This window comes from Streptococcaceae bacterium ESL0687 (assembly GCA_029392475.1).
In the GTDB taxonomy this organism is placed as follows: Bacteria; Bacillota; Bacilli; order Lactobacillales; family Streptococcaceae; genus Floricoccus.
Genome location: CP113940.1, coordinates 314,621 through 332,894, shown reverse-complemented (window position 1 = coordinate 332,894; position 18,274 = coordinate 314,621). Strand labels below are relative to the sequence as shown.

The 18,274-nt window shown below is 40.2% G+C and carries 16 protein-coding genes; all 16 read right to left on the bottom strand.

Going from position 1 to position 18,274, the window contains the following annotated elements:
- Window positions 1-42 precede the first annotated feature (42 nt).
- Window positions 43-2,835: an isoleucine--tRNA ligase gene (gene ileS, locus OZX60_01770; GenBank protein ID WEV45499.1), complete on the bottom strand. Its 2,793-nt coding sequence runs from the start codon at window positions 2,833-2,835 to the stop codon at window positions 43-45.
- A 254-nt stretch (window positions 2,836-3,089) separates the two neighbouring features.
- A complete protein-coding gene (locus tag OZX60_01765) occupies window positions 3,090-3,737 on the bottom strand; it encodes a DivIVA domain-containing protein (GenBank protein WEV45498.1) in 648 nt (215 codons plus the stop codon).
- An 18-nt stretch (window positions 3,738-3,755) separates the two neighbouring features.
- Window positions 3,756-4,547 (bottom strand): YlmH/Sll1252 family protein, encoded by a 792-nt coding sequence (locus OZX60_01760; GenBank protein ID WEV45497.1) that lies wholly within the window; start codon window positions 4,545-4,547, stop codon window positions 3,756-3,758.
- A 1-nt stretch (window position 4,548) separates the two neighbouring features.
- The gene (locus OZX60_01755; GenBank protein WEV45496.1) at window positions 4,549-4,794 is read right to left on the bottom strand and encodes a YggT family protein; all 246 of its coding nucleotides are present in this window, start codon (window positions 4,792-4,794) and stop codon (window positions 4,549-4,551) included.
- A gap of 9 nt (window positions 4,795-4,803) precedes the next feature.
- Entirely contained in the window at window positions 4,804-5,472 is a 669-nt protein-coding gene (gene sepF / locus OZX60_01750) for a cell division protein SepF (GenBank protein ID WEV45495.1), read from the bottom strand.
- Window positions 5,473-5,474: 2 nt separating this feature from the next.
- Window positions 5,475-6,155, bottom strand: a complete 681-nt coding sequence (locus OZX60_01745) for a YggS family pyridoxal phosphate-dependent enzyme (protein ID WEV45494.1) — start codon at window positions 6,153-6,155, stop codon at window positions 5,475-5,477.
- Window positions 6,156-6,157: 2 nt separating this feature from the next.
- Window positions 6,158-7,417, bottom strand: a complete 1,260-nt coding sequence (gene ftsZ, locus OZX60_01740) for a cell division protein FtsZ (GenBank protein WEV45493.1) — start codon at window positions 7,415-7,417, stop codon at window positions 6,158-6,160.
- Between the two features lie 14 nt (window positions 7,418-7,431).
- A complete protein-coding gene (ftsA, locus tag OZX60_01735; GenBank protein WEV45492.1) occupies window positions 7,432-8,787 on the bottom strand; it encodes a cell division protein FtsA in 1,356 nt (451 codons plus the stop codon).
- A 195-nt stretch (window positions 8,788-8,982) separates the two neighbouring features.
- Entirely contained in the window at window positions 8,983-9,498 is a 516-nt protein-coding gene (locus OZX60_01730; protein ID WEV45491.1) for an NYN domain-containing protein, read from the bottom strand.
- A complete protein-coding gene (rlmB, locus tag OZX60_01725) occupies window positions 9,498-10,214 on the bottom strand; it encodes a 23S rRNA (guanosine(2251)-2'-O)-methyltransferase RlmB (protein WEV45860.1) in 717 nt (238 codons plus the stop codon). The genes OZX60_01730 and rlmB overlap by 1 nt, the downstream gene beginning before the upstream one ends.
- A 270-nt stretch (window positions 10,215-10,484) precedes the next feature.
- A complete protein-coding gene (locus OZX60_01720) occupies window positions 10,485-10,895 on the bottom strand; it encodes a Mini-ribonuclease 3 (protein ID WEV45490.1) in 411 nt (136 codons plus the stop codon).
- Window positions 10,888-12,252: a cysteine--tRNA ligase gene (gene cysS, locus OZX60_01715; GenBank protein WEV45489.1), complete on the bottom strand. Its 1,365-nt coding sequence runs from the start codon at window positions 12,250-12,252 to the stop codon at window positions 10,888-10,890. Before cysS ends, OZX60_01720 begins: the two co-directional genes overlap by 8 nt.
- A gap of 112 nt (window positions 12,253-12,364) precedes the next feature.
- Entirely contained in the window at window positions 12,365-14,473 is a 2,109-nt protein-coding gene (pnp, locus tag OZX60_01710; protein ID WEV45488.1) for a polyribonucleotide nucleotidyltransferase, read from the bottom strand.
- A gap of 191 nt (window positions 14,474-14,664) precedes the next feature.
- Window positions 14,665-15,801: an FtsQ-type POTRA domain-containing protein gene (locus OZX60_01705; GenBank protein WEV45487.1), complete on the bottom strand. Its 1,137-nt coding sequence runs from the start codon at window positions 15,799-15,801 to the stop codon at window positions 14,665-14,667.
- A gap of 9 nt (window positions 15,802-15,810) precedes the next feature.
- On the bottom strand, window positions 15,811-16,902 hold the full coding sequence (gene murG / locus OZX60_01700) for an undecaprenyldiphospho-muramoylpentapeptide beta-N-acetylglucosaminyltransferase (GenBank protein WEV45486.1): 1,092 nt from the start codon (window positions 16,900-16,902) through the stop codon (window positions 15,811-15,813).
- Window positions 16,899-18,257, bottom strand: a complete 1,359-nt coding sequence (gene murD, locus OZX60_01695) for a UDP-N-acetylmuramoyl-L-alanine--D-glutamate ligase (protein WEV45485.1) — start codon at window positions 18,255-18,257, stop codon at window positions 16,899-16,901. The genes murG and murD overlap by 4 nt, the downstream gene beginning before the upstream one ends.
- Between the last annotated feature and the right edge of the window lie 17 nt (window positions 18,258-18,274).

The window sequence follows — 18,274 nt, the reverse complement described above, 5'->3', positions numbered from 1 at the left end:
TTTATGGAATTAAAAAAGCCAAGCAAATGCTTGACCTTTTATTTATTTGGTTTCAAAACCTTCAACTAGGACTTCAGGGAATTCCTCAGTTACGATTGTGGCACAACGGTTACATAGATTTTGTAGATTTTCATTTTCGTTGGTTCCTACAGTCTCATCTAAACGACGGCAACGGTCACAAACTTCACCTTTTGCATGTTCAACAAGGATTGATACCCCTTCAAACTCTTGAGCGTTTTCTGGAGCTGCATCACTTGATACAGTAAAGTCAGAAACAATCAGAAGTTTTGCGATATCTTCGTTCATTGAAGCAAGTAGAGTAGCTGTTACTTCATCTGGGTAAACAGTAACTGCAGCCTCTAGAGACTTACCGATAATTTTTTCATCACGGGCTACTTCAAGGGCCTTAAGCACCTTGTCACGGAAGTCCATGAAGGCTGACCAAGTGTCAGTAAGTTCTTCAATGTTTGTGTAAGACTGGACTTCTGGCATTTCAGCAAGATAAGCGTATTCTGCTTCTTCGTCTTCTAGGTAGGTCCAGATCTCTTCAGCAGTGTGAGGAAGGATTGGAACTAGAAGTTTTGTAAGTTTTACAAGGATTTCATAGAAGACTGTTTGCATGCTGCGACGAGCAAGACTATCTGCTGCATCGATGTAAACCACGTCTTTAGCGAAGTCCAGGTAGAATGAAGACAGGTCATTTGTCAGGAAGTTGAAGACTGTCTTGTAAACATTCATGAAGTCGTACTCTTCGTATGATTTAAGTGAAGACTCAACTACCTCGTTCAGGCGGTTAAGGATGTACTTGTCAGACGGTTGAAGGTCTGTGTAGGCAACTTCGTTAACGGATTTCTTGTAGTCGCTTGAGTTTGCGATAAGGAAACGTAGGGTGTTACGGATCTTACGGTAGGTTTCAGAAACCTGACCTAGGATATCCATTGATACACGAACATCACTTTCAGTGTCGACACTTGCTACCCAAAGGCGGAGGATGTCTGCCCCGTATTGTTTAACAACTGTACCTGGAGTGATGACATTTCCTAGAGACTTACTCATCTTACGGCCTTCTCCGTCAAGAACGAATCCTTGAGAAAGGACAGCGCGGTAAGGTGACTCTTCATTGATGGCAACACTTGTTGTGATACTTGAGTTGAACCATCCACGGTATTGGTCAGATCCTTCAAGATATAAATCAGCTGGGAATGATAGCTCAGGGCGCTGTCTTAGGACTGCTTCGTGAGAAGATCCTGAGTCAAACCAAACGTCCATGATATCTTTTTCTTTGGTGAAGATCCCATTAGGTGAACCAGGGTGAGTGAACCCTTCTGGTAATAGGTCTTTGGCATCACGTTCCCACCAAACCTTAGATCCGTGCTCACGGAATAGGTCTGAGATGTGGTTTGTAGTTTCTGGAGTGATGATTGCTTCCCCATTTTCCGCATAGAAGATTGGAAGTGGAACACCCCAGGCACGTTGACGGGAAATTACCCAGTCACCACGGTCGCGAACCATGTTGTAGAGACGTGTTTTACCCCAAGGCATGATCCAGTTAACACCTTCAATGGCATCTAAAATGTCACCACGGAACTTGTCGATTGAGGCAAACCACTGTGGAGTCGCACGGAAGATAACTGGTTTTTTAGTACGCCAGTCGTGTGGGTAGCTGTGGGTGAAGAAGTTAAGTTTTAGAAGGGCTCCTGATTCTTCAAGCATTTGGCTAACTTTTTTGTTACCCTCGTCGTAGAAGAGTCCTTCAAACCCTGGTGCTTCTTCTGTATAGTAACCACGGTCATCGATTGGGCTTAGGACGTCAAGCTTGTACTTGCGGCTGAAGAAGTAGTCGTCTTCCCCGTGTCCTGGTGCTGTGTGTACTAGTCCTGTACCTGAATCAAGGGTTACATATTCAGCATTCATCACTAGTGAGTCACGATCATAAAATGGGTGACGGGCTACCATGTTATCAAGCTCAGATCCCTTGATTGTTTGGATGATTTCAAATTCTTCCCAACCAACTTCCTTAGCTACTGAATCCACAAGCTCAGATGCTACTAGGAACTTGCGACCTCCTGTTGAAACTAGCACGTATTCATAGTCAGGGTGGGCAAAGATTCCAAGGTTAGATGGAATTGTCCAAGGAGTTGTTGTCCAGATAACAAATTCAGTGTCTTCTGGAAGCAGTCCTTTAGTGTCTACTGCCTTGAAGGCTACAAAGATTGATGCAGAACGAACGTCTTGGTATTCAATCTCAGCTTCAGCTAGACTTGATTCACTTGATGGTGACCAGTAGATTGGTTTTTGTCCCTTGTAGATGTAGCCTTTTTCAGCCATTTTTCCAAAGACGTGGATTTGTGCTGCCTCGTATGATGGATCTAAAGTCACATATGGGTGATTCCAGTCAGCCATAACACCTAGACGTTTAAAGTCTGCACGTTGAGTATCAACCTGGCTAAGGGCATACTTACGGCACTCTTCTAAATAATCAAGAAGGTCCATTTCCTTGCGTTTGATTCCTTTTTTAGCAAGAACTTGTTCGATTGGTAGCCCGTGAGTGTCCCATCCAGGAACAAGTGGAGCACGGAAGCCAGTCATGTTCTTATAACGAACGATGATATCTTTAGAAATTTTGTTGAGGGCATGTCCTACGTGGATGTTCCCATTGGCGTACGGAGGTCCATCGTGGAGCATGAATGATGGTTTATCTTCATTCTGTTTTAGACGGGCATTGTAAAGGTCTGCTTCATCCCAACCTTCTTGCCAAACTGGTTCCTTAGTTGGAAGACCAGCACGCATTGGAAAACCAGTCTTACCAAGATTTAATGTATCTTTTACTTTCATTTTGTTAATCCTTCTCTTAAAAATATAAAAAGGCTCCTCGTCAAGGGACGAAAAGCCGTGGTACCACCCTAATTTACGGCCAAGGCCGTATCTTAACTCTTAACGCGAGGAACGTCTTTACTTAATAGATAGCTTAAGCCCTCCTTCAGTAAAGATAAAATAGGTGATAAAAACACATCCAGTGATTACGGGGCTTCCACCATTTCCCCACTCGCTGTAAATTTAGATGTCTTTTCCTGTCCTGAATTTTTTATTTATTTTTCTTCTTGCTCTTCTTCTTGAGAAACCTGTTCAAGTGCCTCAGCAATTTCTGCTAGAGGTACCCTTGAAGTGTACTGCTCACCTTCAAATGTTTCTTCAACAATTTTTCTAAGAACTTCATCTTGATTTGGAATGTATGTTGATACTGGTCTAAAGATTTCATCCCACTCAGCATCGTTAATACTATCAAGTTGTGCCTGAACTGTCATTTGAATTCTTTGGTGGTATGAACGAAGATTTCTCTTAAGTTCATCAGTTTCCCTAACCAAACGAACTGCGTCGTTACGGGCTGTATCAAGAATGATTTGTCCTTCATTTTTAGAAGCTGTTATGATGGCATTAGCCTTTTGACGGGCATCTGTCAAAATATTTTCTGCTTCATTATCAGCCTGAGCGCGAACATTATCAGAAGTATCCTGAGCGATAATTAAAGACTTGTTAAGAGAATCTTTCATCTCTTCAAAGTATTCTACCTTCTCAGCCAGATTCTTATTCTCACGTTCTAAATCCTTAACCTTTTGAGCATAGTAATCGTAATCGCGAACAATAATATCAAAGAAATCTTCCACTTCCTTTTTATTGTAACCACGCATTTGCGATGAAAAATCTTTATTTTGAATATCTAAACTATTTAAAACCATATAACCTCCCCTAGGATATTATTTATTTTTTGTAATTGCAACTTCAACTCTCAACTTATCTTTTTTGCTTAAAGAAAGCTCGTCAATCAGGGTAATTCTTCCATATCCCCTAACGCTTATTAAATCACCAATTTCAAGAAGTTTCTCCTTCTTGTCCTCGACAGAATAATTTAACTTAACCAGCCCTTTTTCAATCAAATCAGAAGCGGTCTTCCTTGAAATATTAAAGGAACTAGCCACAAGCTTATCTAAACGTAAACTAGAAACCGATAAAATCTTATTTTTTGAAGGTTTATCTTCATTGTCAGATTTCATCAATTTCGAGAGAGGTATTCCTTGTAATTTTACACCTAATTTCCCAATTTTACTAATATTTTCCTCAACAAAGCTAAGAAAATTAGAATCAATGAAAAACTGGGCGCGAGTACCAGTTACCAAAATGTCACCAATCTTAGACCTGCTTAAACCTGTTTGACCAAGCAAGGTACCAAGAATCTGCGAATGACTTATTTTAGCAAATTTACTGGGAAAGTTTATCTCAACTAGAGCCAAATCAAAATCACTAGGATCAAAAACATAAAAATCTGGTGCCAGGATTACCCTAACCATTTCAGAATCAATAAGATCTGAACTTGAGTATAGTTTAATACCACTAGCATTAGCTAAACTTTCTAAAATCTTATATTCCCTGGGATTTAAGAAATCACTAGTTACAATTTCATAATTAAAGCTTACCCGGTCAATTTTATCTTGGAGTCTATCAATAAACTCCCTCTCCTCCGGCCTAAAATGTTGATATACATCCTTCATCTTAAAAAAGAATTATCAATAATTTTTGTAGGAGTTGAAGCGATAAAACAGCAACCCATACGGTAAAATCAAAAGTTCCAAAGGTAAGATTTAAATTTCTAAAAAGATTTAAGTAAGGCATAGACAGATCAGCAATGACCTCTCCAAGTTTACTATCACGAAGTCCAGGAATCCAGCTCATGATAGCGTAAACTATTAGGATCATCGAATAGATACTTATCAGCCTATATAATAAATTTATAATCATTAATTTCCTCTACAAATTGAACTCATCATAATTTTGACGGGCCAGTAGACTCATTTCAGCACTTGCTTCTACAGAAACACTAGCAGGTGTCAAAAGGAAGATTTGTCCACCAACATTTTGAATGTCACCCTCTAGGGTGTAAACCACACCTGTGAAGAAGTCGATACTACGTCTGGCCTGAGCGTCATCCATTAACTTAAAGTTAACTATTACACTTTCGTCATCTTTTACAAGAGTTGCAATATCCATAACATCCCCGTAAACACGAGGTTCTCTAATTGCAATCTTTGAAATTTTTTCATCCCTGGTCATATTTAAAAAACGGCCCTTCTCTTCTGATTTGCTATCTTTAAAATCATTCATCCGAGATTCACGGTTCATACTCTTTGAAGAGTTTGAAGCTTGATTTCTAACAGATGTCGATCTTTGTTCCCTCAAATCTTTTTGAGCTTCATAAGAATAAGCTGATTTTTTATGACCTTCTCTTTGGTCAGATTTTTGGTAATTTTTATTAGATTGTTGTGAAGTTTTTTTAGATTGATTCTGTTTAATACTTAGAAGAGATTTATCCTCAGATTGAACAGGTTTCTCACTATTGTTTTCTTCACTATAATCCTCTCCATCTTCTCCAAGAAAGAATGATTTCATTTTTTCAAATATATCTTTTACATTATCCATAATCAATTTAGTCCCTTAAAAAACTCACTCCCAATTCTAATAAAAGTTGCACCATTTTCAACTGCTTCTTGATAATCTCTACTCATTCCCATACTTAATTCAGTACAGGGCACATTTTCCAGATTTAAACTGCTGATAGCCTGCTGAAGAGCTTGCGTCTTGGAAAAAATTAAATCAAGCTCCTCTTTTGTAGCACTAAAGGGTGCCATGGTCATAAGACCAACTATCCTAACATTTGGTAGATCATTTATCTCAAGGATAGCCTTTTCTACCTCATTAACTAGAAAACCATGCTTACTTTCTTCTTCAGATACATTAACCTGTAGGAAGCAGTTTACCGGGTGGTGCGCCCTTTTTGAAATCTCCCTAGCAAGTTTTACTGAGTCCAAGGCATGAAAGTAATCAACATAGTTTATGACATCTTTTACTTTTCGTCTTTGTAAACTTCCAATCAGATGCCAGGTTATATCTAAATCTTTCAAAGATTGATATTTATCAAGAAATAAATCAACTCGATTTTCCGCTAAATTATTAATTCCAGCATCTACAAGTTGTCGTGCAGCGGATTCATCTACATATTTAGTCACTCCGACTACTGTTACTGAACCCTCTGCACGACCTGCTTGATTTTCGATTTTTTTCAGTTTACAGAGAACAGCTTGCACATTCTCCGCTATTGTCATAATTATTTATTACGGAAAAATGGTGGTGTATCCAAATTATCTTCCTCAGTTTGAGTGGTTTGATTTGGTACATTAAATTTGCTGATTGATGTCTGTTCATCACGACCAGTTGCTTGGTTTGGACGTGATTGGTTTGAATCACGACGTAAGTCCCATTCACCAAAAGCTGATTTTTGATTTTGGTTTTGGCTAACAACCTTAGTTTCTTTACGACGAACATCGTTACTTGCTGAGTTGTCTCCTGCAGAAGTTCCTAGAACACGGCGACGTGGTTGTTCTGCTTTTTGGTTAACAACACGTTTAACTTCTTCCTTGTCAACACCAGTTGCTACAACTGTAACACGAATTTCACCTTGGAGACTATCGTCAATGGCAGTTCCAAGTAAGATATTTACATCATGACCTGCTGCTTGGATAACGATTTCTGATGCATCTTGTGCTTCAGATAGAGACATATCAAGACCACCTGTAACGTTTAGAAGAACATTTTCAGCTCCATCAATTGTTGTTTCAAGTAGTGGTGAGTAAATGGCTTGACGAGTAGCCTCGATAACACGGTCGTCACCTTCAGCAATCCCAATACCCATAAGAGCATCACCTTTGTTTGCCATTACTGTTTTAACGTCAGCAAAGTCAAGGTTAATCATACCTGGGCTTGTAATAAGGTCAGTAATCCCTTGAACACCTTGACGAAGAACGTTATCTGCTTCGCGAAGAGCTTCTGTAAGCGGAGTCTTCTTGTCAACGATTTCAAGCAGGTTGTTGTTTGAAATGATAAGTAGAGTATCAACATTCTCTTTAAGTTCAGCAATACCTTCAGCGGCATGGTAACCACGTTTTGATCCTTCAAAACCAAACGGACGAGTTACAACACCAACAGTAAGTGCACCTAAGCGTTTTGCGATTCCAGCGATAACCGGTGCAGCACCTGTACCAGTTCCACCACCCATACCAGCAGTGATAAAGACCATATCACTTCCAGCAAGAGCTTCTTCAATTACTTCTTCACTTTCTTCAGCAGCTTTTCTTCCAACCTCAGGAACAGCTCCAGCACCAAGTCCACGAGTAAGTTTTGGACCGATTTGGATAACAGTGTCAGCCTTTGAAGAACGTAGAGCTTGAACGTCTGTGTTTGCTGCGATGAATTCTACACCACCAACTTGTTCTTCGACCATGCGGTTGATGGCGTTACCACCACCTCCACCAACACCAATAACCTTGATTACTGCACCTTGTTGATCACCATCAAATAAAAATTCCATGTTTATCTCTCCTCTTAATCAAACATGCTAGAAAACATGTCTTTTAACCGGTGAACTAATCCACCATCTTTTTTATTATGTTTTTCTTCCTGAACTGACTCTTCAAAATCAGTAGCCACTGGTTCAGTATATTCTTCTTCCAAGTCAGAACTGTCAAGAAATACCTTATCTTGACCGACCATTGAAAGGTCTTCTGTATAGGTTTCTTGCTTCACAACTGAAGCCTGGACTAAACTGTCAATATCACTTCTACTACCAACATAATCAACGATACTTAATACATTAGCAAAGATTGGATTTCTTAATCCCATTTCAGCTGGTACAAATAAACGAACATTAGTACCTAGTACTTGGCTTGCCAATTCAACAATACCTGGCATAGCAGCACCGCCACCAAGTAGAACAATCCCGCCTGGATATTCATTTACATGATTATCCTTAAGGTTTCTTTTCACTCTATCAAAAATTTGAGTTAAACGAGCTTCAAGAATTTGTGATAGGTAGTATTCATCAATGGCCTCAGGTTCATTTTTTCCAACTACATCAACTAGGAAACGCTCATCTTTACTTGCACGACTTGTACTTGCTTCACCGTAGTTAACTTTTAAGTCTTCAGCAATTTCAACAGTTGTATTTAAAACAGTCGAAATATCTTTGGTAGCGTAGTCGCCCCCTTCAGGACTCACATCAAGATACTGTAGGTTTTGATCTTTGATGCTCATAATTGAAGTTTGTCCCGCTCCAAGGTCAACAATTGTAGTACCAAATTCGCGTTCGCCCTCACTAAGAACATAACTTGTAAGAGATAATGGACTTATTACAATGTTTTCTACAAATAGGCCAGCACGTTCAATCGATTTACGAAGATTATGAATAATGGTTCTTGGTCCTGTATAAAGGAGGCCCTTCATTTCAAGGCGAACCCCAAACATACCACGAGGATCTGTAATCCCTTCAAATCCATCAACTGTAAATTCTTTAGGAAGTACAGCAACAATCTCTCTTTCAGGTAAAACGCTGCGTAAAAGCGCATTGTCAACAACCTGTTCTACATCTTTATCTGTTATTTCCTTTGAACCATTTGAAATTGGAATCATTCCTTGGCAGAAATCAACTTCTAGCATATTAGCAGGAAGTCCAACATTTACCCCTGTAATCTTCACACCTGAGCGTTCTTCAGCTGCTTCGACTGCTTTTTTAATAGATTCTGACACCTTATCAATGTCAACTATAATTCCATTTTTCAAACCTTCACTTTTGGCATTACCCACACCAATTATATTCATATCACCACGGATATATTCGGCAACTAACACCTTAATTGTGTTGGTTCCAATATCAATACCCGTAAAAAGTCCACTTTTGGCCATCAAAGTGACTCCTTTCCTCTTCATTAAAGTTACATTTTTTAGTTAGTAAAGTAGATAATATTCCTAGTCTAAGATATTAACACTCATTCAGTATTTTAACATACTGAGCCAGTAAAGCAATAACTTACCCTGTTTTTCTAAATATTATTTTCACTAACCTCTTACATAAAAATTTGTTTACTTTGAGCTAATTAATTACTCTAAATTATTCATCAAATCCTTTAATTGACTAATCTGTTCATCTGTCCACTGATTAGCCCTAGGCTTTGTTTCAACCAAAGAATTTGTATAATTTTTCAACTCACTTTTCCCAACACTTACGAGTTTTTCAAGTTCGCGAGCAGAAATACGAGCTGCCCCCTGACTAAAAACAACCCATTGTTCAGCTAAATCACTGGTAGCCACATAAACCTGGGTCAAGATATCATTGCATTCGCCCGCCAAACGTTCAATATAAGAATCTGCCGTCTCATCCTCCTCGGTAAAAATAACTAAAACATTATATTTTTTAAAAGAGGTCCGTACACCTGGGACATATTGGGCATCAAAAACACAAACTACTTCAATCCCCTCAAAATTAGCATATTCAGATAACTTTTCCAGCAGGTAATCTCTGGCTTCTTCTAGGCGATTATGTTGAAAGGCTTGCCTAGTCTTTTTCCAGGCTCCAATCATGTTGTAACCATCAACAATTAGTAGTTGTTTTTTCATTAAAATCCTCTTTTTCTTGCCACCTCATACATAAGTATAGCACTAGCTACACCAGCATTTAAACTTTGAACATGACCGGTCATTGGGATGGTCACCATCTCATCCACCTGCTTCTTAATTCCAGCAGAAACTCCCTTACCTTCACTACCGATAATCAGAGCAATTTTCCCTGCTGTATTCCATTTGGTGTAATTTGTCCCCTTCATATCGGTACCAAAAATCCAAAAACCAGCTTCCTTTAATTTATCAAGAGTTTGACTTAGGTTGGTAACACGGGCTACTGGCACATGTTCAACAGCCCCCGTACTAGCCTTAACAGCAGTCGGTGTGATTCCAACTGCCCGGTGCTTTGGAATGACAATTCCAGTAACTCCTGTAGCATCAGCTGTCCTAAGAATTGATCCTAAATTATGGGGATCAGTTAGGCCGTCAAGAATCAGGATGAAGGGATTATCTTCTCCTGCTGCCTTTTCCAAAAGATCAGAAAGTTCAGCATAGGCATAGGCACTAGTCTTTAGGACAAAACCTTGGTGGACACCGCGGTCAGTCATCTTATCTAAATCAGCTTTTTTCTCAAAGGAGATTGAAACCTTCTTGTCCCCAGCCAAGGCCTTCATTTCTTCTAGATTTTTCCCCTTTAGGTCGGCCTGAATATAAAGTTTATTTCCAGTTCCTGCATTTAAGGCTTCACGAACTGCATGAACCCCGTAAACCATGTCATTTGGTGTTTCTTCAACGACTACTTCTTCATAGTCGGCCCTACGGTTATCGACTGGTTTTTTATAGTTGTCATAGTCTCTTTTAGGACCACTTGAATTCTTACGGTCAAAAGACTTTTTAGGGCCTCGGGAATTTGATTTTCCCTGATAATTGCTCTTGCGATCATTTCTATTACTGTTATTTTTTTTCATTGTTTTTCCTGTCTGTAAATAAATAAAATCCTATGCCCTATTATAGCACAAGATTTTATTTGATATAATTTCTAGCTAATTCGCTTGATTTTCCTGACTTTCAACACGATTAATGCACCAATCAATAACTTCAGTCAGACGGATGTCTTGACCAGTCAGGTGCAGATAGCCAAGCACTGCTTCAAAACCTGTCGAAACCCGGTAGGTTAAAATGTCTGCATTCTTGGCCTTGGTCTTACTGTTGGCGTTTCTGCCCCGTTTAAAGTAGGTCCACTCTTCTTCAGTCAGAAGATTCTCCTCTTCCATCTGGCTGATTAACCAAGCCTGGGCCTTGGCTGAAACAAATTTGGTAGCCGATTTATGTAGCCGATTTGGTTTAGTCAATCCCTGATGAATCAAGTAATCACGCACATAGACCTCATAGATTGCATCTCCTGCATAGGCTAGAGCAATCCCGTTTATTAATTTAACGTCAACCTTAGCCACGACGCCACCTCACACCTTCTTTAGTATCTTCGAGAATGATTCCCTCCTCACGGAGCTCGTCACGGATCTTGTCCGCCAAAGCAAAGTCACGGTTCTTGCGCGCAAGCTCGCGCTCCTCAATTTTTGCATCAATATCTGAGTCCAAAAGTCCTGGAGATGTGAATTCAAGGCCAAGGATTGTCAGCACCTCATCGAAAAAGGCAAGGGCAGCAAGACTTGCATTACCAGAGTTGACAAAACGGATAAAGTCATAGAAAACAGTTAGGCCATTTGCGATATTGAAGTCATCATCCATGGCCTCGGTAAAGATCTTTCTGAAGTGATCAATCTCTTTCTCATTTTGGACTGAGTTGCCCTTTGAAAGGTCAAACTCCATGTTCTCATAGGCTGTCTTGATTTTGGCAAAATTGTTCTCTGCATCCTGGATGCTGCTGTCTGAAAAGAGAAGGGGACGTCGATAGTGGGTTGTGGTTAAGAAAAATCTTAGAACCTGCGGATCCACAATATCAAGCATGTCATGGACTGTCTTAAAGTTACCCAGAGACTTACTCATCTTCTCCCCAGTGGCTGTGGTCACAAATCCATTGTGCAGCCAGTAGTTGGCAAAGGTTTTACCAGTCTTGCTTTCAGACTGGGCAATTTCATTGGTGTGATGAGGAAACTCAAGGTCCTGACCACCCCCGTGGATGTCTATTGTGTCACCAAGAAGTTCTGTCGCCATGACCGAACATTCAATGTGCCACCCAGGACGTCCTAGACCCCACGGGCTTTCCCAGGCAGGTTCATCATCACTTGCTGACTTCCAAAGGGCAAAGTCCAATGGATCTTCTTTTAGAGAGTCAGCTGAAACTCGGCCGCTGGCTCCCTCTTCAAGCTCGTCAAGATTTTTTCCAGCTAGGGCCCCGTAATTTGGGAATTTACGGACCCTAAAGTAGACATCTCCATCTGATTCATAGGCAAAACCCTTGGTAATCAGCTCTGAAACGAAGCCTAGGATTTCATCCATAAAGTCCATAACCCTCGGATGCTGGTTGGCCTTTTTGACTCCAAGACTTGCCACATCCTTAAAGAAGGCATCAATAAAATTATCAGTTAAATCCTTGATGTCAATACCAGCTTCACGGGCAGCATTGATAATCTTGTCGTCAACGTCTGTGAAGTTTGAGATGTAGTCAACCTCAAAACCGCGATACTCCAGATACTTCCTGATGGTGTCAAAGGCAACCACGCTTCTGGCATTCCCAATGTGAATGTAATTATAAACTGTTGGCCCACAAACATACATCTTAACCTTGCCATCTTCAAGCGGTTTGAACTCTTCCTTTTCACGGGTCATTGTATTGTAAAGTTTAATCATATCAATCTCTCTTGTTCTCTAAAATCTTTTTTGAGGGGTCAAGCCCAGACCCCAAAAACTCCTCAGATACGAAAAAGTAAAAGAAAACTTTCATTTTCTTTTACTCTCTTAACTAGTCTTCATCTGCGCGTGGGATAAGAACCTTGTGGCTAACGTCAATTCTTCCACGGTCATCAAGCTTAGTAACCTTAACCTTGATTGTTTCACCAATATTCACCACGTCTTCGACCTTGTCTGTTTTAGCCCAGTCAAGTTCTGAAATGTGAAGGAGGGCATTTGTCGATCCAAATAAATTAACGAAGGCTCCGAATTTCTCGATTCTTGTAACCTTGGCATCGTAGATGTCGCCAACTTTTGCCACCTTGACGATTGCCTCGATGATTTCCATGGCACGTTTGATGGCAGCCGCGTCACTTGAGAAAATGGCAACGAGTCCGTCTTCATCGATGTCGATTTTAACACCAGTTTCAGCGATAATCTTGTCGATTGTTTCCCCACCCTTACCGATAACAAGTTTAATCTTGTCAACGTCGATCTGCATGGTTTCAATTTTTGGAGCAGTTGGCGCCAGTTCTGGACGAGGGGCAGCAATTGTATTTTCAATTACATCGAGAATTTCAAAGCGGGCACGTTTAGCCTGTTCAAGGGCCTCTGTCAGGATTTGCGGAGTGATTCCGTCAATCTTGATATCCATTTGAAGGGCTGTAATTCCATCGCGGGTTCCAGCGACCTTGAAGTCCATGTCCCCAAAATGGTCTTCAAGACCCTGGATATCTGTAAGAACTGTGTAGTTTTCACCGTCAGAGATTAGACCCATGGCAATCCCTGCAACTGGTGCCTTGATTGGCACTCCACCTGCCATAAGGGCAAGAGTTCCGGCACAGATTGAAGCCTGTGAGCTTGATCCATTTGATTCAAGGACCTCAGCCACCAGACGGATGGCATATGGGAAGTCTTCAACTGAAGGCATAACCTGCTCAAGAGCACGTTCACCAAGAGCCCCGTGACCGATTTCACGGCGTCCTGGAGCCCCGTAACGTCCTGTTGATCCAACTGAATATTGAGGGAAGTTATAGTGGTGCATGAAACGTTTTTTGTACTCTTCACCAAGTCCGTCAATTACTTGAGCTTCACTCATTGGGGCAAGTGTTAGGACTGAAAGGGCCTGAGTTTGTCCACGGGTGAATAGACCTGATCCGTGAACCTTAGGTAGGAAGTCAATTTCAGCGTCAAGAGGACGGATTTCGTCAATCTTACGACCGTCAGGACGAACCTTGTCTTCAGTGATTAGACGGCGAACCTCAGTGTGCTCCATGATTTCAAGGATTTCATTAACCTCGCGCATGATGCGGGTGAAGTTTTCATCTTCAGCGAATTTTTCCTCGTATTCAGCGATTACACGGTCGCGTACTTCGTTTGTAGCATCTTCACGGGCCAGTTTTTCTTCAACTTGAACAGCTGCTTGGAGGTCTGCATTGTATTTTTCAACGATTTCAGCCTGAAGGTCTGCATCAACTTGAAGAAGTTCAACTTCAGCTTTAACTTTTCCAACTTCAGCGACAATCTTATCCTGGAATTCGATAAGTTCAATTACAGCCTCATGACCACGAAGAAGAGCTTCAAGCATGATTTCTTCAGATAGCTCTTTGGCACCCGACTCAACCATGTTGATGGCATCGCGGTTTCCGGCTACTGAAAGGTCTAGAAGACTTACTTCTTTTTGGGCCTCAGTTGGGTTGATGATAATCTCACCATCAATGTAGCCGACCTCAACTCCAGCGATTGGGCCGTTGAATGGGATGTCTGAAATTGATAAGGCAAGACTTGACCCAAACATGGCAGTCATGGCAGCTGTAGCATTCTCGTCGTATGAAAGGACAGTGTTGATAACCTGAACCTCATTGCGGAAACCTTCAGCAAACATTGGACGGATTGGACGGTCAATCAGACGGGCATTAAGGGTAGCATCTGTTGAAGCACGTCCTTCACGCTTGTTAAATCCTCCTGGGATTTTCCCAGCAGCATACATCTTTTCCTCATAGTTGACCTGAAGCGGGAAGAAACCACCGTCCTTCATCTCCTTGCTCATGGTCGCTGCTGTTAGAACTGTTGTTTCCCCGTAGCGAATCACTGCAGCCCCATTTGCCTGCTTGGCAACTTGACCAACTTCGACGATTAGAGGGCGTCCGTAAAATTCTGTTTCAAAAACTTTTTTTGACATTTTTTCACCTTTTTTCTTTATCTACGCCTTTCTAGACAAAGGTCAACCCATTAAAAATGAGCTCAACTTTGCTTAGAATCAGACGCAAGTTACATTTTACCAAAAAATATCCTGTCTTACTAGTTAGGGAAATTTTTATCCAAATTAAATTAAAAAAGGGAGATAAAATCTATCTCCCTGGCTTATTTATATTAATGGTCTGAAGATTGGGTTTGACTTTCACTCGTTTCTGAATGATTTTCTGTGTTGTTACCTTCATTACTTGTATCTTGATTTGTTTTATCCTCAGTAGTTTTTTCATCACTGCTTTCTTTTGCTGGTGGATTACCCTTAGCGTAAGAAAATATTCCAGCTTCCATATCGATATCACTCACCTCTGTTAAACTTTCCTTAACACTTGGATAATAGGGAAGTTTAAGGCTCATTTCACTTAGAGGAACAAGGATTCTATTTCCATCTCTCAAATCAATCGTTAGTAAATCTGAGGTTGCCTTGGTTGGTGTTTTTTCAACTCGGGCAATTTGACTACTGATTTCCTCTGTTAAACCAGTATAAGCTTTTACAAACTGCTTAACCTCAGTTTCATCTGTTATTTCAACAAGTAAAGGAAATTTTTTATCAATCTTATCTTCTGTGAGTTTATCGGTTGTAAGGTAAGAACCACTTGAAAGAACAGGATAGTAGTCATCTCCGTGCTTAACATAGGCAATAACTGGATATTCCTTGACTGATACCAAAACCTTGTTGGGAAAGGCTACAGTAAGCTTTGTTGATTCAACTCTTGGAAAACTTTTTGAAATAGCTTGTTCAATGCGACTTCTATGGGCATAAATATGAATTATCTTGTCATTCAACCGAATTCCAGAGGCCTCAGCCAAGGCTTCTACGCTCTCACTTGCCTCACCCTTAACTTGAAATTTTCCAACCTTACTATAAGGGCTAGCAAAATAAATACTTGCCCCAAAAATTAGGAAGAAGACTAGAAAAAAGCCCCACATCTTTTTAAAGACCGGAAAGATTTTATCTCTTTTTTCCTTAGGAGTAGGAGATAGCAAATCATCTACAATTTCTTCCTGACCTTCCAAATCTTCAACGGATTGATCTGACTGCTCTTCACTAGCTTCAATAGAATCTTCATCCGAAGTTTGGACTACTGCCTCAGCCTCTTTTGCCATTTTTTCAGCTGCTGCTAAAGCTTCTTCTTCCAACAATTTATTTTTTTCCCTTTGCTCAGCTTCATATTCCAAATGCTTCTGCTGCCAGGGACTTAATTCTTTACTCTCTTCAGTTTCTTTATTTTCTTCTTTTTTATTTCTTTTTTTTGACATATTTTTATTTTATACTAAACAACTTTTAATCACTTGGTGTAAGCGAATATTTGAGTCTGGTACTCCTTCTCTAAGCGATGCCTCAGACATCTTTCTGTAAACTGATTCATTAGAAAATATTTTTTCAACTTCTAATAAAATTCTATCCCCTGTAAGCTCTGAATCCAAAATAACCTCTGCTGCTCCTGTTTTTTCTAAAGTTTCAGCATTTTTCTCCTGGTGGTTACCTGGATCATGTGGGCTTGGGATTAAGATTGACGGAAGACCTAAAGCCGTAGCTTCGGCAATAGTTGTTGCTCCGGCCCGACTTACTAAAAGATCAACATTTGACATAATTTCTGACATATTTGAAATATAAGGAACAACTGCAATATTGTCCTCTTCCTCATACTCCTTAAAGGCCTGTTCAAATTCCCGGTAATAAGTTTCACCAGCCACATAAACAACCTGATAGCTTTTGCCTATGAATTTCGGTAGAACATCAAGCATGGCTTCATTTATTGTGAAAGCACCCCTTGAGCCACCAAAGATTAAAACGGTCTTTCTCTCAGTCGACATGTTAAAAACCCCTAAAGCACCTGGTGCGTAGAGATCAGCAACCTCTTGAGCCCTAGGATTTCCAGTGTAAACTGCCTTATCCTCTGGAAAGTACTGGGCTGTTCCTTGGAAGCCTAAGGCAATCTTTCGAGCTGAACCACTTAAAAATTTATTGGTCAGCCCTGGAATACTATCTTGTTCATGCAGGACAGTAGGAATAGCAAGTTGGGCTGCCGCATAGACAATCGGTGCAGAAGCGTAGCCACCCATACCTAGTACAATGTCAGGATTGAAGTCCTTTAAGATACCCTTGGCCTCACCAATCGATTTAACAAATTTATAGGCAGTTTTTAAGTTAGAGACATCAAAACTTCTTTTAAAGGCCTGAACATCTACAGTTTCAAAATCAATCCCAACCTCAGGAACCAATTTACTTTCAAGACCATGCTTGGTTCCAACATATAAGACCTCAAGCTCAGATTCCACGTTTTTTAAATATCTAATAAAAGCTAAAGCTGGATAGATGTGACCTCCTGTACCTCCACCAGTTACTACTATTTTCATAAATTTTCCTTTATCTTTTCGACCTCTTTAATGAAAATATCTCCACGAATTTCAAAATTAGGATATTGATCCCAACTAGCATTGGCAGGACTAAGAAGAACGGTATCACCGGCTTGAGCATGGTCATAGGCTACCTTAACTGCTTCAGCTACATCCTTAGTTTCCAGTAAGAAAATACCCTGATTCTCGGCAAGTTCTTTTAACTTAGGAGCAGTTTGGCCAAAAACAATCATTCCCTTTAGATCTTTAACGTCAGGAATTAATTCTTCAAAACCATTGCCTCGGTCAAGTCCTCCAGCAAGTAACCATAGTTTATCATTTGCAAAACCACTTAAGGCCTTTTGGGTTGCTAAAATATTAGTTGCCTTACTATCGTTATAAAATTTGATATCGTTGATACTTCCAACAAACTGTAAACGGTGCTTTACACCAGAAAAATGAGATAAAACTTCCTTGATAGCTGCATTTGAAGCACCCTTTAATTTAGTAACAGCTATTGCCGCTAGAGCATTCTCAAGATTATGCTCCCCAGGAAGGGAAAGTTCAGCCGCATCCATGACATACTCATCCCGGTAAAAAATCTTTCCTTCTTGAGCATAAGCTCCGTCAACCTTTTCGGTACTAGAAAAGAAAACAACCTGAGCTTTTGTCTTTTGCGCCAAGTCTCTCAAAAGTTTTTGATTATGATTTAGGACCAAATAATCATCCTGATCCATATTTTTTTGAATCCGCCACTTAGCGGCCTCATAATTTTCCTGGCTACCATGATAGTCCAAATGGGCAGAAAAAATATTAGTAATTAATGCAATATGAGGATGAAACTCATCTATGCCCATTAACTGAAAACTTGATAATTCCATAACCAGAGTATCTGTACTTTCAGCTTTAGAAGCCACATCACTAGCCGGGAAACCAATATTTCCTGATAATTTGGCCGACTGGCCTGCTGCGTTTAAAATATCTGCAATCATGGTGGTGGTTGTAGTCTTACCATTTGATCCAGTAATTCCAATTATATCTGCTTGGCTGATTAAATAGGCAAGTTCAACCTCAGTTATAACGGGAATACCCTTAGAAAGAGCCTTTTCTACCATTGGATTCTCATAAGGAATCCCTGGATTTTTCACGACTAGAGAAAAATCTTCATCAAGAAGTTCAAGGGGATGACTGCCGCTTATCACTCTAATTCCTTTTTCTAGCAGCTCTTGCCCTTCAACATTTTCATCAATTTTCTTACCGTCATTAACTGTGACAAAGGCTCCTAAACTATTAAGAACTTTTGCTGCACTTGCACCACTTTTGGCAAGTCCTAAAACCAAAACTTTTTCATTTTGAAATTTTGAAATTTTTTTCATGGTAACCATCCACCGCT

What these genes read in the sequence shown, in the direction of transcription:
- ileS (WEV45499.1), bottom strand. Translation starts at nt 2,835, where the DNA reads ATGAAAGTAAAAGATACATTAAATCTTGGTAAGACTGGTTTTCCAATG.
- OZX60_01765 (WEV45498.1), bottom strand. Translation starts at nt 3,737, where the DNA reads ATGGTTTTAAATAGTTTAGATATTCAAAATAAAGATTTTTCATCGCAA.
- OZX60_01760 (WEV45497.1), bottom strand. Translation starts at nt 4,547, where the DNA reads ATGAAGGATGTATATCAACATTTTAGGCCGGAGGAGAGGGAGTTTATT.
- OZX60_01755 (WEV45496.1), bottom strand. Translation starts at nt 4,794, where the DNA reads ATGATTATAAATTTATTATATAGGCTGATAAGTATCTATTCGATGATC.
- sepF (WEV45495.1), bottom strand. Translation starts at nt 5,472, where the DNA reads ATGGATAATGTAAAAGATATATTTGAAAAAATGAAATCATTCTTTCTT.
- OZX60_01745 (WEV45494.1), bottom strand. Translation starts at nt 6,155, where the DNA reads ATGACAATAGCGGAGAATGTGCAAGCTGTTCTCTGTAAACTGAAAAAA.
- ftsZ (WEV45493.1), bottom strand. Translation starts at nt 7,417, where the DNA reads ATGGAATTTTTATTTGATGGTGATCAACAAGGTGCAGTAATCAAGGTT.
- ftsA (WEV45492.1), bottom strand. Translation starts at nt 8,787, where the DNA reads ATGGCCAAAAGTGGACTTTTTACGGGTATTGATATTGGAACCAACACA.
- OZX60_01730 (WEV45491.1), bottom strand. Translation starts at nt 9,498, where the DNA reads ATGAAAAAACAACTACTAATTGTTGATGGTTACAACATGATTGGAGCC.
- rlmB (WEV45860.1), bottom strand. Translation starts at nt 10,214, where the DNA reads ATGGTTTACGGGGTTCATGCAGTTCGTGAAGCCTTAAATGCAGGAACT.
- cysS (WEV45489.1), bottom strand. Translation starts at nt 12,252, where the DNA reads ATGATTAAACTTTACAATACAATGACCCGTGAAAAGGAAGAGTTCAAA.
- pnp (WEV45488.1), bottom strand. Translation starts at nt 14,473, where the DNA reads ATGTCAAAAAAAGTTTTTGAAACAGAATTTTACGGACGCCCTCTAATC.
- OZX60_01705 (WEV45487.1), bottom strand. Translation starts at nt 15,801, where the DNA reads ATGTCAAAAAAAAGAAATAAAAAAGAAGAAAATAAAGAAACTGAAGAG.
- murG (WEV45486.1), bottom strand. Translation starts at nt 16,902, where the DNA reads ATGAAAATAGTAGTAACTGGTGGAGGTACAGGAGGTCACATCTATCCA.
- murD (WEV45485.1), bottom strand. Translation starts at nt 18,257, where the DNA reads ATGAAAAAAATTTCAAAATTTCAAAATGAAAAAGTTTTGGTTTTAGGA.